Origin of the sequence: Enterobacter sp. RHBSTW-00994, from assembly GCF_013782625.1 — a bacterium.
Classification (GTDB): domain Bacteria; phylum Pseudomonadota; class Gammaproteobacteria; order Enterobacterales; family Enterobacteriaceae; genus Enterobacter.
On record NZ_CP056199.1, the window covers coordinates 299,666 to 312,926 of the forward strand.

At 52.2% G+C, this 13,261-nt stretch carries 12 protein-coding genes and 3 pseudogenes; 5 read left to right on the plus strand and 10 right to left on the minus strand.

Going from position 1 to position 13,261, the window contains the following annotated elements; translation table 11 throughout:
- The first annotated feature begins 239 nt into the window (after positions 1-239).
- Positions 240-764 (plus strand): single-stranded DNA-binding protein SSB1, encoded by a 525-nt coding sequence (ssb1, locus tag HV346_RS01405; protein ID WP_181621853.1) that lies wholly within the window; start codon positions 240-242, stop codon positions 762-764.
- Between the two features lie 57 nt (positions 765-821).
- On the opposite strand, the gene HV346_RS01410 is transcribed toward ssb1, so the two are convergent.
- The 3 genes from HV346_RS01410 to HV346_RS01420 form a co-directional block, all read right to left on the minus strand.
- Positions 822-1,313, minus strand: coding sequence for a hypothetical protein (locus tag HV346_RS01410; RefSeq protein WP_181621854.1), 492 nt, complete (start codon positions 1,311-1,313; stop codon positions 822-824).
- Positions 1,314-1,455: 142 nt separating this feature from the next.
- Positions 1,456-2,055 carry an EAL domain-containing protein gene (locus HV346_RS01415; RefSeq protein ID WP_181621855.1) on the minus strand — a complete coding sequence of 200 codons (600 nt, stop codon included), beginning with the start codon at positions 2,053-2,055 and terminating at the stop codon, positions 1,456-1,458.
- A complete protein-coding gene (locus HV346_RS01420) occupies positions 2,034-2,228 on the minus strand; it encodes an EAL domain-containing protein (protein ID WP_181621856.1) in 195 nt (64 codons plus the stop codon). Before HV346_RS01420 ends, HV346_RS01415 begins: the two co-directional genes overlap by 22 nt.
- Here HV346_RS01420 and HV346_RS23515 point away from each other — a divergent pair.
- The 3 genes and pseudogenes from HV346_RS23515 to HV346_RS01430 form a co-directional block, all read left to right on the plus strand.
- Positions 2,190-2,273, plus strand: a pseudogene (locus HV346_RS23515) (peptidoglycan endopeptidase); the annotation flags it as partial. The gene HV346_RS01420 and the pseudogene HV346_RS23515 sit on opposite strands and share 39 nt — an antisense overlap.
- Positions 2,274-2,312: 39 nt before the next feature.
- Positions 2,313-3,223: pseudogene (parM, locus tag HV346_RS01425) on the plus strand (plasmid segregation protein ParM domain-containing protein).
- On the plus strand, positions 3,216-3,695 hold the full coding sequence (locus HV346_RS01430; protein ID WP_181621857.1) for a hypothetical protein: 480 nt from the start codon (positions 3,216-3,218) through the stop codon (positions 3,693-3,695). The pseudogene parM and the gene HV346_RS01430 overlap by 8 nt, the downstream one beginning before the upstream one ends.
- Before the next feature lie 125 nt (positions 3,696-3,820).
- On the opposite strand, the gene wcaA is transcribed toward HV346_RS01430, so the two are convergent.
- Positions 3,821-4,690 carry a colanic acid biosynthesis glycosyltransferase WcaA gene (wcaA, locus tag HV346_RS01435; protein ID WP_249415139.1) on the minus strand — a complete coding sequence of 290 codons (870 nt, stop codon included), beginning with the start codon at positions 4,688-4,690 and terminating at the stop codon, positions 3,821-3,823.
- 72 nt (positions 4,691-4,762) lie between these two features.
- Positions 4,763-5,026: pseudogene (locus HV346_RS23350) on the minus strand (pentapeptide repeat-containing protein); the annotation flags it as partial.
- 594 nt (positions 5,027-5,620) lie between these two features.
- Here HV346_RS23350 and HV346_RS01440 point away from each other — a divergent pair.
- Positions 5,621-7,171 (plus strand): hypothetical protein, encoded by a 1,551-nt coding sequence (locus tag HV346_RS01440; protein WP_181621859.1) that lies wholly within the window; start codon positions 5,621-5,623, stop codon positions 7,169-7,171.
- A gap of 49 nt (positions 7,172-7,220) precedes the next feature.
- On the opposite strand, the gene fecE is transcribed toward HV346_RS01440, so the two are convergent.
- From fecE to fecA, 5 genes are read right to left on the minus strand one after another with little or no spacing between them, the layout of a single operon-like run.
- Entirely contained in the window at positions 7,221-7,988 is a 768-nt protein-coding gene (gene fecE / locus HV346_RS01445; RefSeq protein ID WP_181621860.1) for a Fe(3+) dicitrate ABC transporter ATP-binding protein FecE, read from the minus strand.
- Positions 7,989-8,945 (minus strand): Fe(3+) dicitrate ABC transporter permease subunit FecD, encoded by a 957-nt coding sequence (gene fecD / locus HV346_RS01450; protein ID WP_181621861.1) that lies wholly within the window; start codon positions 8,943-8,945, stop codon positions 7,989-7,991. It lies immediately after the preceding gene.
- Positions 8,942-9,940 (minus strand): iron-dicitrate ABC transporter permease FecC, encoded by a 999-nt coding sequence (fecC, locus tag HV346_RS01455; RefSeq protein ID WP_181621862.1) that lies wholly within the window; start codon positions 9,938-9,940, stop codon positions 8,942-8,944. The genes fecD and fecC overlap by 4 nt, the downstream gene beginning before the upstream one ends.
- Positions 9,937-10,839, minus strand: a complete 903-nt coding sequence (locus HV346_RS01460; protein WP_181621863.1) for a Fe(3+) dicitrate ABC transporter substrate-binding protein FecB — start codon at positions 10,837-10,839, stop codon at positions 9,937-9,939. Before HV346_RS01460 ends, fecC begins: the two co-directional genes overlap by 4 nt.
- A 44-nt stretch (positions 10,840-10,883) precedes the next feature.
- Positions 10,884-13,211: a TonB-dependent Fe(3+) dicitrate receptor FecA gene (fecA, locus tag HV346_RS01465; protein ID WP_181621864.1), complete on the minus strand. Its 2,328-nt coding sequence runs from the start codon at positions 13,209-13,211 to the stop codon at positions 10,884-10,886.
- Positions 13,212-13,261: the final 50 nt, after the last annotated feature.

The following is a 13,261-nucleotide window of genomic DNA, read 5'->3' on the forward strand; positions in this document are numbered from 1 at the left end:
GTAGGAACACTGTTTGCCTGGTCTGTTTGAAGGACAACCGGCTGTCAGAAACGGCTAATTATGACACAATTCGACCTGTTTGAATATACAGTATTGGAATGCAAATTCAGATCGACTGTGCAACAATGATCTGTCCACGCGAGAACTCTGGAAGATGCGTCGAAACTATCAAAAGGCCGCATGGAAATGGTACACTCGCGCGTTTACACTATTAAGAAACGTATTCAGGAGACACGAACATGGCCAGCAGAGGCGTAAACAAGGTGATTCTCGTCGGTAATCTGGGCCAGGACCCGGAAGTACGCTACATGCCGAGTGGTGGCGCAGTTGCCAACATTACGCTGGCTACTTCCGAATCCTGGCGTGATAAAGCGACCGGTGAGATGAAAGAGCAGACTGAATGGCATCGCGTTGTGCTGTTCGGCAAACTGGCCGAAGTGGCTGGTGAGTATCTGCGTAAAGGTTCTCAGGTTTATATCGAAGGCCAGTTGCGTACCCGCAAATGGACCGATCAATCCGGTGCTGAGAAATACACCACGGAAGTGGTTGTGAACGTTGGCGGAACCATGCAGATGCTGGGTGGCCGTCAGGGTGGTGGTGCTCCGGCAGCGGGTGGCCAGCAGCAGGGCGGTTGGGGTCAACCTCAGCAGCCACAGGGCGGCAACCAGTTCAGCGGTGGCGCGCAGTCTCGCCCACAGCAGCAGTCTGCTCCGGCGCCGTCTAACGAGCCGCCAATGGACTTCGATGACGACATTCCGTTCTAAGGTTTGTTGCTGCATAAAAAAAGCCCCGTCAGGGCTGAGGGATCCCCAGAAACATCATCAATACACCATGATGATGTTTCGATAGGCCCTTGCCATATCTGCATATACCCTGTCGGGGTTCATCCCCGACAGGAGTCCCGGTGACTGCCGGATGACATTTTCACTCAATGTCAGATACGACAGCACCCTGCGTGATTTCTCACTGTTCGCCTGGAACCATCGATTTATTCCCTTACTTTCAAGGTAATATCCCGTCAGCCATAGGATGATGCTGTAGAGAACTGCAACCAGGCAAAGCACGGATAGTCTTTTTTCTCCCCGACTTTTACTTGCCCGCACTCCCAGCCCATAGCGCTCGCTTTTTTCATCTCTGATAATCTTGTGCTTAACACGTGCGGGGCTTGGCAGGTATCTGCCGATGCTGGTAAGAGAAAGCGAAGCACCACGTGTCAGGGCCACGGTCATATCGAGCAGGGCGTTTTTACGGTACTGATGAATGGAGTTCAGGGACTGGCTGAAAAATTTATGGCAAACTTGTGAAGCAGGCATAGAGGAGTGACCTTACTTTTTGGTGGAACACTAAGTAGATCACAACCTTCTATGCCTGTCTTTATTTATGGGGAGCCGTCAGCCCTGACGGGGCTTTTTTGTTATCACCACCTCCAGGGGAGGTGGTGATGGATTTTGGGGTCTATACCGCGTGTTTATTCAAAAACACGATAAAATCATTAAACGAGAGCGGTCTGGAGAAAAAGTACCCCTGCAAACAATCAATCTGGTTGTTTTTGAGATAGTCGACCTGATAGTCATATTCGACGCCCTCAGCCGTTGTGAGGATGTTCATTCTTTTCGCCATATCTATCACGCAGTCAATTAACGGCGTTGCGACGTCTTGCGAGATTTGCCGGATAAACATTCTGTCTATTTTGATGCTGTCAGGCCTGAGGTTAGCGATAAAGGCCAGATTCGAAAAAACCGTACCAAAATCATCCAGCGCGATCAGGGTCCCGCTGTTTTTGATATGGGTAATTTTTCTGGCGATGGCATCAGACAGATCGATGTTTTCGCGTTCGGTAATTTCAAAGACCAGGGTGATTCCCTGCGCCGCAAAAACAGGGGCCCTGGTATCAATAAACGTATCAAAGGAACCGTCGGCTAAGTGGGCGTAGCTAATATTGAGATTCAGGTTGAAGCCAGGCTCAAGTGCTATTACGCCACGACGGATATCGTTGACGACTTGCACCAGCAGGCTTTCCGTCAGATTGATAACTAACCCCGTACTTTCCGCCACTGGAAAAAAACATCCGGCGGGATAAAACCCAGCTCTTCATGATTCCAGCGGGCGAGGAGCTCTGCCCCGGAAATGGTGTTGTTACGGGCGGAAATCAGCGGTTGATAGTATGGGTGGATCTGATGGTGCTTAATCGCATTAGCCAGCTTTCCGACCACTTTTGGCAGGACCATTACCTTGGTGCTCGCCGGATACTGACAGATGAGGTCGTGCTCTGATGCGCGGTCCGTTAATTTAAGATGGATAGAGACATTTCCATGGCCCAGACACGCCTGAAATTTGCCATTGATGATGGTTCGACAAACGTAAAAATTAGCTGGATTGAGAACGGCATCCTGAAAACCGTGGTCTCCCCGAACTCTTTTCGCAAAGACTGGAAGAGTGCGGCATTGCTGCGCGGTCAGGCGGTGTACAACTACACCATCGGTACGACCAAATATACCTATGACGCGACCTCGGATAAGGCGCTGTCGACTACGCACATTGAATACCAGTATGGCGATCTGAACCTGCTGGCCGTCCATCACGCACTGCTGCAAACCGGCGTTGTTCCGCATTGTTGACGTTCAGGTGATGCCGGAGAGTCTGCCTGCTGCCCTGTCACATTTGGTGAATTCCAGCGTGAACGAATTCACCAAATCACTGGTGGTTGATTGCGGCGGCACAACCCTGGACATGGGCGTGATTGTTGGCGAGTTTGATGATGTGTCGGCTATTTACGGCAACAATGAAATTGGTGTGGCGATGGTGACCGATGCTACCTGCAAGCTGCTGGCGGCGGCGGGTAGCGATTCCAGGTTATCTGGTGGCGAATGAACTGATTAAACGCCGCCACGATCCCGACTTTGTGAAGAGCGTGGTTAATGACGAGTCGCGGATCGATGAGATCCGCGAAAAGATTGAGATCAAAATCCAGTAGCTGGGCGCTCAGGTGGCCTATGAGGCGAAGACGTTCGCCAAGAACCCAAACCGTGTTTATCTGGTCGGCGGCGGGGCGCATCTGATTGAAGAGGCGATGCGCCAGGCATATGCCACGCTGGATGAACGAGTCATCAGCATCGATAACCCGCAACGTGCGCTGTCACGTGAGATCTGCCTCTATCACTCTGACGCTGGTGCGCAGGCGATCGATGAACCCCTGATGGCTGAGGTGGGTGAGGATGCGTAAGGGAGGGATCCGCCGCGTCAATCTGTCCCTGCACCTGACACCGGAAAAATCGCGCGCAGACCTGCGCGCGATGCAGCAGTTGCAACGCTGGCATCAGTCGATGAACCAGTCGGACAGCATTGATGACTCCAATATGGAGATTCGCGCGTTTCACCGTAACGTCTATCTGGCAGGATTGCAGTTGCATCTGATGGACCCGGCGTTGTGCCGCCATGTGGCGGAATCTCTGGGGCGAGAACATCTTACGCCGGCAGAACTGCTCAGTGAATTGCAGCCACAAGAGGTGCTGGCCGATCGATCCGATACGGCTTCAGAGCACCTCTCGCAACTGCACAAAATCCGTGAAGAGGTCGCGGCGTTAAAACCGTTGCTGGAGCAGCAAAAGCTTGCATTGCAACCACTCAGACTGGCCGGAAAACCGCAAGCGTGCCAGAGCCGGAACGCACTAGCGGCAAAGAAGAGATTGATTTGAGCACTGTCGATGCCCCCACCCAGAAAATGCAGAAGGTGAGGCAGAAAGGGATTTTCTGACGGAGGATGTTTTCCCCTCTCACGCTACCGGAGAGGGGAGTGTGCCGATCTTCCCCGAATCACATATCAATACTTACGGATGCGTAAGGTCAATTTTCCGGTAATAAATCGCTTAAGGTTGCGCAAGGTCATCAATCTTAGCAACGTTCTGCAGGACATTTTTTTATTACGAATAACATAAAAGGTGAAGAGCTGATATTTGCGGCTGGAGATATCCAAACTGGCCTGATGTTTTCTGTAAAAGTTGAAGTAGCCTGAGAATTTTTTCCCGGACTGGGTGATCCGGCCTTCGCCGTGGTCAACGTAAAGTACCTGCGTGGCGAGATTAATTTTGTAGGGCCGCCCATACTCCTGCTGTAGACGGTAAAAGGCGTCATAGTCCTGTGCGGCTGTTAACGTCTCATCAAAAAGAACAGGCTTTAACCTGTCAGTACAAGTAAAAATCTGGTTGCCGATGATATTTCTTTTTTGGAAAAGCGACCCTGAAAAAGCAGGTTTAGGATAGAGGCGAAGGTCATTAAGACTCGAATACGATTCCCCTTCGCAGATAAAATCATCGGCATAAAGAAAAGAGAATCCAGCCAGTAAATAGTGATATTTCATAAATGTGGTCAGTCTGTTAGGTAGCCACTCATCGTCATCATCGATTCCGGCAATATATTTACCTTTGGCTTGCTCAATCGCCTGGTTTCGTACACTACAAGCACCTGATTTGAAATCGTTATAGATGTAGTGAATACGAGGGTCTGCCGTTGCGTTGATAAATGCCTGTAGTTGGCTATTCTCAGGTGAGTTGTCATCAACAATTATTAGCTCCCAAAATGGATAGGTCTGCTCCAGTACGGACTGGATGGCGCGCATAGCCATCTTTTCTCTGTTCCAGGTTGGCATATAAATAGAGACCATCAGGCTGGACTGAGTGGCCTGGCTTGGCATTTCCAGGCTGAACGTATTGGTAAATTCAGCGGTATGAACGTCACTGCCCGACAAACTGAGTCCTGTCACATCCACATTCTGAAACTGGCAATCTGAAAGATCGCAAAAGTTGAGATTCACCGAGTTCAGGGAACTTGATACAAACTGGCAACCTACCAGTTTACTGTGTGAAAGGTCGGTTCCAGTAAGGTCAACAAATTCAAAGCGTACTGATCTGAGGTTAGAAAAACGAAGATCCGCTCCCTGTAAATCAAGGTGACTGACAGTCCCTTTTTTTATTGCACTCTGATGCTTATTTAATCTTTTTAATAAATTATCTTTCTTGCGAGGTAGCATATATAAATTGCCTGAATAAATAAGAGGGGGATGTATATTGTCTTTTTTAATGTATAAATATTACGGTGTTTTTTGTGGTTGTGATTTATTATTGCCTGATAACCTTTCTAAGGTAAAGCCGTTTAGACACAATTCGCATCACATTGTTGTGAATATCAGTACGTTGAATGCTGATGGTGATGATGTGGTTTTAAGATGTTGTTTATTTGAAAAATAAGCCATTGCTTAATATGTCAGTTGAATCTTATGGCTGATGATTAATTACGGGTGTTTTTTGTGTTTTCTATTTGGAAAATATAATCCTTTTTATTGACTGTTATTGGAATCTAAATTCAGGGATATTGATATGGAAAGTCGTGTTGTTACGAATCGCATGATGAGTGATGTGAAATTTGTTACCCCAGCCATGTTTATGGGTGATGGAATATCGGTTTCTGCTGCGTTGCAGGCAATGTGTGATTATGCGAAAGAGTGTGCCGTACCTGTCATCGCCACAGGCTTTAGCGGCACACTTGATGCCAGTCTGGTCATTGATGGGATCCAGTTTATCGGGGGCGGTTCAAAGGCCACTGGACGATCACCGTCAAGGGAGATGTGTTTATCCATGATGCCGTGTTTGATGGCCCCGCAATGGTACATGGTGGAGGGGATATTATTCTTCGCTCTCTTGAATTTAAACATCAGGTCTCAACGGCGGCGCTCCTCGTGATGAACTTACCTGTTGTCAGTTCGCTGGAGGTGACGGATTGTACTTTTTCCAGTTGCCACTTTGGCATTCTTCAACAAGGTAATGAAGGTGAAAAACTGCAATGGGGAAGAATTACTCGCAGTTCATTTACCGATCTGAATGGTGATGCTATTGAGTTGAATGTGGTGAACGGACACTACCAAAATGGCGGCATGCTGATAGAAAATATTCAGATCAACAATATTAATCATAAAAATGCGCAGCCCAACTGGGGAATTGGTATTGGTATTGCGGGAAAAGGACCTTATTCACTTGACCAGAAAGATTCCGATTTTGCCTCTGATATTATCGTTCGAAATGTGTATGCAACCAAAACCCGGCAATGCATACATTTTGAAGTGTCGCGAAATTTTATCGTTGAAAATGTCGAGGTTTATCCTGACAGCAATGTGTCACTGAACACCGGTTTGACGTTTTCAGGTCTGGCCTTTTATGGCTGTCGTGATTTTCAGGTGAAGGGTGTGAAAGGTGAGCCTGTCGGAAACGGTAAAAGAATCGTGTACGTGGCCTGGGGGACAAACAACGGCATCTATACTGCACCCTGCCGTAATTTTGTTTTGTCTGATATTACGACTCAGGATGGTACTGTTGAGGTTGCCACCTCCAGCACAAATGACGTCAGCAATGAGTTTTCACTGACGAATATTACTGCAAATATTGTGCGGCATCGGGGGTCTGGTTCGAAAATGACGTTTAGCTGGATCCGTTGTCAGAAATTCGATGCCATAGGGAATTACAAGTTCGGCGAAGGGGAAGGGGGAGGCGTATACAATCGACAGGCATATATCGAGGCTACCATCAATGCCGTCCAGGAAATGAAGGGAGGGCAGCAACCGAATAGTGCTTTTTCCCGTCTGGAATGTGATCGGTTGTATACCAGTGATTGTAATATTGATGTCGTTCAGTCGACATCTGTCACAGGCGCCCGGGGTTATATCCTGGGTAATATCGATCACAGTTATTTTTTGTCTGGGGACGCTTTCCCTCAGGGTTTTGAATTTAGCGAAAATGATGTGTTGTATAAAAAATCTGGGGGTATGTTTGTTGTCACGCAGGCTGGGGCGTTGATGAGCGGCGGTGATACAGTAAAAGCGGCAGAGATTGGGCAGGATTATCTTATCTGCGCAGGCTCTCGAAACTGGGCGTCCACTAATACGAAGTCAGCGAAAACCAGAATTATGATTCCTGGCGGTGGACGGGGAGGTGAAACGCTCATTGCCACGATAACCCGAGCGCCTTATCCCGTCAGTGGGGCTTACAGGATTTACATCACTCCTGCACTGTTTGCCCCCATATCGGAAGGGACGATCATCAGTCCAGCCTCCCCTGTAAAGTATGTTGATGTCAGTGCTGATGTTCTGGATCTAAATACTTATCAGGAAAATGCCTCTCTTTAAATCACGTCCCTGATACCTGAACAGGTGTGTTCTGTTCAGGTATCGCGTGTTACACCACCACGCACATCGGCCTGCCTGACACCGGATCGGGGTGGATTTCGGCTTCGACGCTAAATACCGTTTTCAGTAACGCGGGCTGCATCACCTCTTCCGGCGATCCTTGCGCCATTACGCGCCCGTTTGCCAGGACCACCAGATGATCGCAATAGCGGCTGGCCTGGTTCAAATCATGCAGTACGGCGACCACCGTTTTTCCCTGTGTTTTTAGTGTGCCCATCAGTCGCATCAGCTCAACCTGGTGATTGATATCGAGATAGGTTGTGGGTTCATCGAGCAAGACGACCGGAGTATCTTGCGCCAGCACCATTGCCAGAAAAGCCCGCTGACGTTGTCCGCCGGATAGCTCGGTTAGCCGACGCTCGGCAAGATGGTGCGTCTGAGTCTGGCTCATGGCTACATTGACCCGCGCATTGTCTTCAACGGACAACCGTCCCCATAACGATACCCACGGGCTACGGCCATAACTCACCAGTTCCCGAACGGTGATGCCTTCAGGGGTTAAGTGATGCTGCGGCAATAGTGCCAGTTGACGGGCGAACTGACGTGATGTGAGGCGGTTAATGGGGTGTTCTTCAAGCCACACTGAGCCAGATTTTGGGGCTAGCAGGCGTGAAAAACAGTTCAGCAGCGTGGATTTCCCGCATCCGTTGGGGCCGAGTAGCGCAGTAATTTTCCCCTCAGGTAACGTGAGTGAAAGCCCGTCCAGCACCGTTTGCGAACCATAACTGACGGTCAGATTTTCAGTACGTAATCTCATTTATCGCATTCTCACAAGCAGCCAGACAAACCACGGTGCACCGATAATGGCGGTCAGTACGCCAGCCGGAAGTTCCAGCGGCGGGTGGATAATTCGCGCCAGCAGATCGGCAACCACCAGCAGCAGTGCCCCCATCAGAGCGGAGACTGGCAGCAGCCAACGGTGACGTCCCCCGGTCATTTTTCGCACCATATGCGGCACGACCAGACCGATAAAACTGATGGGGCCGCAGACGGCAACACCGGTTGCCGTCATGGCCACGGCCAGCATGAGTCCCCAGAACTGAAGACGCCGGACCGGTACGCCAAGCGTGGTGGCTCTGGCATCGCCCAGCGCCAGCAGATCGAGGTCGCGGCAAAATCGCAGGCTTAACGGCAGAAGCAGCACCAACAGGGGAACGGCCACTTTCACAAAGCTCCAGTCGCGCCCCCACAGGCTACCGGTCAGCCAGAGCAGGGCATTGCTGACATCTTGCGGGCGGGACAACATCAGATAATCGGTGATGCTTGCCCAGCAAGCAGAAAGGGCAACACCGGTGAGCGCCAGTCGCATCGGCTGGGCGGTATCGGCCAGGAGTCGCAGCAGGAGCAGTGCTGCCATTCCACCGCCAAACGCCAGCAGTGGCAGAAATATGACCGGAAGTGAGGGCAGTAAAAGCAGCGCCCCCACGGTCGCCAGGCTGGCCGCATGGTTTACGCCAAGGATATCCGGCGAAGCCAGCGGATTACGCACGATGCCCTGAACCAGTACACCGGCGACGGCCAGTGCGGCCCCGACAAACAGCGCCAGAAGCAACCTCGGCAGGCGGTAATCCATCAGAACGTAGTAGTGTTCCCGGCCAGTATGCCAGTCGGTCAACAGGGCATGCCACGGCACGGCGATGACCCCCATCTGGAGTGATAATACGGCGCAACCCGCTAACGCAATTGCAAGGAGGCTCACCATCGCGAATCTCATCCGCGCCTCCTGACCAGCCACACAAAGCAGGGCGCGCCAAGCAATGCCAGCACAGCGCCTGCGGGAAGATCGCCGGGGAAAGCCAGCGCTCTTGCCAGTACATCGGCCAGCAGCATCAACGTAGCGCCCATCAGCATACTCATAGGCAAAACCTTGCGCTGATCAAACCCAATCCAGACACGGGCGAGGTGCGGCATGAGTAAGCCAATAAATGCGACAGGTCCCGCCACGCTGACACACGCGCCCACCAGAATCAGCACCAGCACATTGATGAGCAGACGTAGTCTCGGCAAATTCACGCCCAGCGTATGGGCGGTATGGTCGCTAACGTTGAGCAGATTAAGTTGATTCGCCAGCAGCAAAATGATCGGGGTGACGATCATCACCATCGGAAAGAGTTGCCAGAATTCCTGCCAGCGTGCATGGGAAACGCCGCCGGCAAGCCAGTAAAAAATGCCATAAGCGTGATCTTCAGCCAGCAGTAGCGTGATGCGGGTAAGGGCCATGCAAAACGCCGAAAGTGCGATGCCCGCCAGGATCAGCTTATTGCGATCCTGCGTGTGCCGGAATCCCCCGCCTGCTGTCATCACCAGCAGCCAGCTCATACCTCCGCCACAGGCTGCGATAAACGCCACGGAATAACCAGCGATGGGCGTCGGGCTGAGCGCACTGGTCAGCGCCATCGCCAGCGCCGCACCGCTGTTAATACCGAGGAGTGAAGGCGAAGCCAGCGGGTTGTGGGTCAGGGTTTGCAGCAATGCGCCCGCCAGTGCGAGACTCGCACCAATCAGCATAGCGACCAGGCTTCGCGGCAGGCGAAGATTATGCACCAGCGCTTCGGGCAGCGTCGGCGTGTGGCCTGGAATGAGCGCTCGCAATGCCTCTGCCCCAGAAACAGGAATGGCCGAGTAGCAAAACAGACTCAGCCAGAAAATAGCGATAAGCGCCACGATGGGAATGCCCCACCGCAGCGCGGGATGATGTAGATCGATCATTTCACATCGGCAAGTGGCTGGTGGTGAAAGATTTTTACCGTGTCACTGGCAATGCGTTCTGCGGCGAAAATTCCCCGCATTCGCGCCCAGGCGTTACTGTCGACCGACGCGACCTGCTGTTTTTGCGCTGCGGTCAGTATCTGCCAGAGCGGATCCTGCTGCCAGTTTTTGACGATGCTCTCCTGACGGTAATGGGCAACCAACAACCAGGTTGGGTTAATCGCCAGTAACTGCTCAAGGCTGATGGAGGGCATAGCGGCGCCAGCCATTGCGGTCGGGACATTCAGCCCCAGTGCTTTCAGTACACTGCCGGTGTAGGTGTCCTGGGTATGCAGGTTGAACTGCTGTTCGCGGGATGTGCCAAAGACGACGTGCGTTCCTTTGGGTAACTGGCTGGCCCATTGCGCCATCTTCTCGTGATGCTGCTCAATGCGTGCCTGCATCTGCGCTTTTTTTCCAATCACCTCGCCGATGATTGCCGCTGATTGCAGATTTTCGGCATAGGTTTCATTACGTGATTTGAGCAACAGTACCGGGGCGATTTGCTGTAGCGCACTGTAGATCCCGGCATGGCGACTGCTGTCGGCAATGATCAGATCCGGCTTCAGCGCACTGATCGCTTCAAGGCTGGGTTGTGCGCGGGTTCCGACAGATTGCCAGGGCTTCAGATGTGCACGTACATCAGGCAGAATTCGGCTGGCATCGTTATCGTCTGCGATCCCGACCGGGCTGACATCGACGGCTGCCAGCGCATCTGCAAACGACAGTTCCAGCACCACAATCCGTTGTGGTGTTTTATCGAGTGTAAAAGTGCCATGCTCATCCTGAACCGTGGCGGCAAAGGCGTGGCTGGTGACCAGCATCAGGCCTGCAAAAAGAAAACGGATAAATGCCAACATCGTTGTATTCCTGCTAAAAGCCCGGCAAGCCGGGCATTAACACGTCAGAACTTCAAAGAACCCTGCATGTACAGCGTACGCGGCTGGCCTGCATAGATGCCTTTGTTGTTATCGTCATACGCGCGGGTGAAGTATTCCTGATCGAAGATGTTCTTCACGCCAAACGCCAGGTTCAGGTCAGCCATCTGTGGACCGAAGTCATACGCCACGCGAGCGCCCCACAGCATGAAGCCTGGAATGCGACCGGTACTGCCGTCAGCACTCTCTTTCACGGTGTTGGCGTTATCCGCAAACTGGCTCGACTGGAAGTCACTGTTCAGATTGAACGTCCAGCTACCGGGTTTGTAATCCACACCCAGCGTGCCTTTATGTTTTGGTGAGAACGGAACCTGATTGCCGTAAGTGTCGCCATCTTCACGGATCCGGGCATTCACGTAGGCATAGCTGGCGTACACGGAGACGTTATCCAGTGTTGGCGTCAGTGTGCCCAGATCGTAGCGCGCCTGTGTTTCCAGCCCGGTATGGCGGGTTTTACCCCGTGCAGTCACGGTATCGTTGGTCTGATTAGAGTCGTACTGATTATTGAAGTTAATCAGGAACAGCCCCATTTCTGCGCTCAGCGCACCGTCGTCGTATCGGGTTCCGAGCTCCCAGGTTCGCGCTTTTTCCGGTTCCACATTGCCGCTTTGCACAGCCTTGCCAATTTGGCTGTACTGTACGGTGCCGAACGAGCCTTCAGTGTTGGCATAAAGATTCCAGCTGTCAGTCAGGTGATAGAGAACGTTGAGCGCCGGGAGTGGGGCGTTATAGCTCACTTCCTCGCGCGTGCCTTTGATGTTGTTGTCCTGGTATGACTCGATATGTTCAAAGCGCATACCTGGCGTAATGGTCCAGTTGCCCACATCGATTTTGTCATCCAGATACCAGGCATGCGCCTCTGTTCCGGAGCGGGTATCACGATCATACGGGCTGGAGGTGGACGGCAACTGACCGCTGCTGGTGTTGGTGTAGTAGCGCATTTCATGCGTCGATTCATTGACATAACGGTAACCTACACCGACTTCGTGCGCGGTGGGGCCCATCATAAAGCTCTGGCTATAGCGTGGCTCAATGCCGCGCACCCAATAGTTACGAGGGGAAAGGGTGATGCGTTTACCTTGTTCCAGATAACCGCTGCGCAGCGTTTCGGTGTAGAAACCCTGAATATTGAATTTATGCTGGTTGTCCGGCTGGAACTGGTAGCCCAGGCTCGCCAGTTTGCGACGTCCCCAGAAACGATCATACGGGCGAGTTGATTGCCAGCGATCGGCGTTGTAATCCGCACGTGACAGGCCGCCGGGCATGTCAGCTTCGCCATCGTAATATTGCAGCAGGCTATTAAAAGTATGCACCTCGTTTGGCGCATATTTGCTTTTCAGCATCAGGTCGTCGATTCGCGTGGCGCTGTGCTCGCGCCAGTCGCTACCGCGTGTACCGGAATAGAGAAGTGATGTGCCAAAACCATTATCCGCCGTACCGCCAACCATCAGGTTGTGCGTCTCTTTCGGATTATTTTGCGAAGAGGTTGGGCTGAGCTGGCCTTCAACACCCGCTTCAATCCCAAAATCCTGCGGGATGGCGCGGGTTACAAAGTTCACTACGCCGCCCACGTTCTGCGGTCCGTAGCGAACTGCACCGCCGCCACGCACCACATCGATGGCATCCATGTTACCCAGCGAAACCGGAGCAAGTGAAAGCTGTGGCTGACCGTAAGGGGCAAACGGGACGGGAATTCCGTCCATTAATACCGTCGAACGGCTGGCAAGGCGTGGATTAAGCCCGCGGATACCAAAGTTCATCGCCAGGTCGTGGCTACCGGTTCCGTTGTTTTCCGGGGCGGTGACGCCAGGAATACGGTTAAGCACGTCGCGCATGGTGGTTGCGCCTGTTTTAGCGAAATCCTCACGGCGGATCACGTCGCGTGCGCCAGCATGTTCGAAAACGTCGTTTTCACGCGCATCGCCCAGCCAGTCACCCACCACGGTCAGGGCATCTTCTTTTGGCGTGGGGGCTGCCTCCAGCGTCCAGCTGTTGTTGCCCAGAGGCTTAACCTGCAAACCGCTACCGCTCAGCAGCTGTTGCAGTCCTGTTTCCACGTCGTAGTCGCCGTGCAGTCCGTTGCTGTGTTTGCCGCGCGTCAGGCTGGCATCTACGGACAGGGTGATCCCGCTGTGGGCGGCATACTGGTTGAGTGCTTTGTCCAGCGATCCCGCCGCGATATCAACCTGTGCAGCCAATACGGAAAACGATGCCAGCCCTGCCAGTGGCAGCAGGCTCAGGCGAATGGCGTTAACCAAAGGTGTTGTGTTATGAAAAACGCGTAAAGGCGTCATACCTTCTCCATCATCATTTTTGTTGTATTCAGTTATGAGTCGAACGAGAA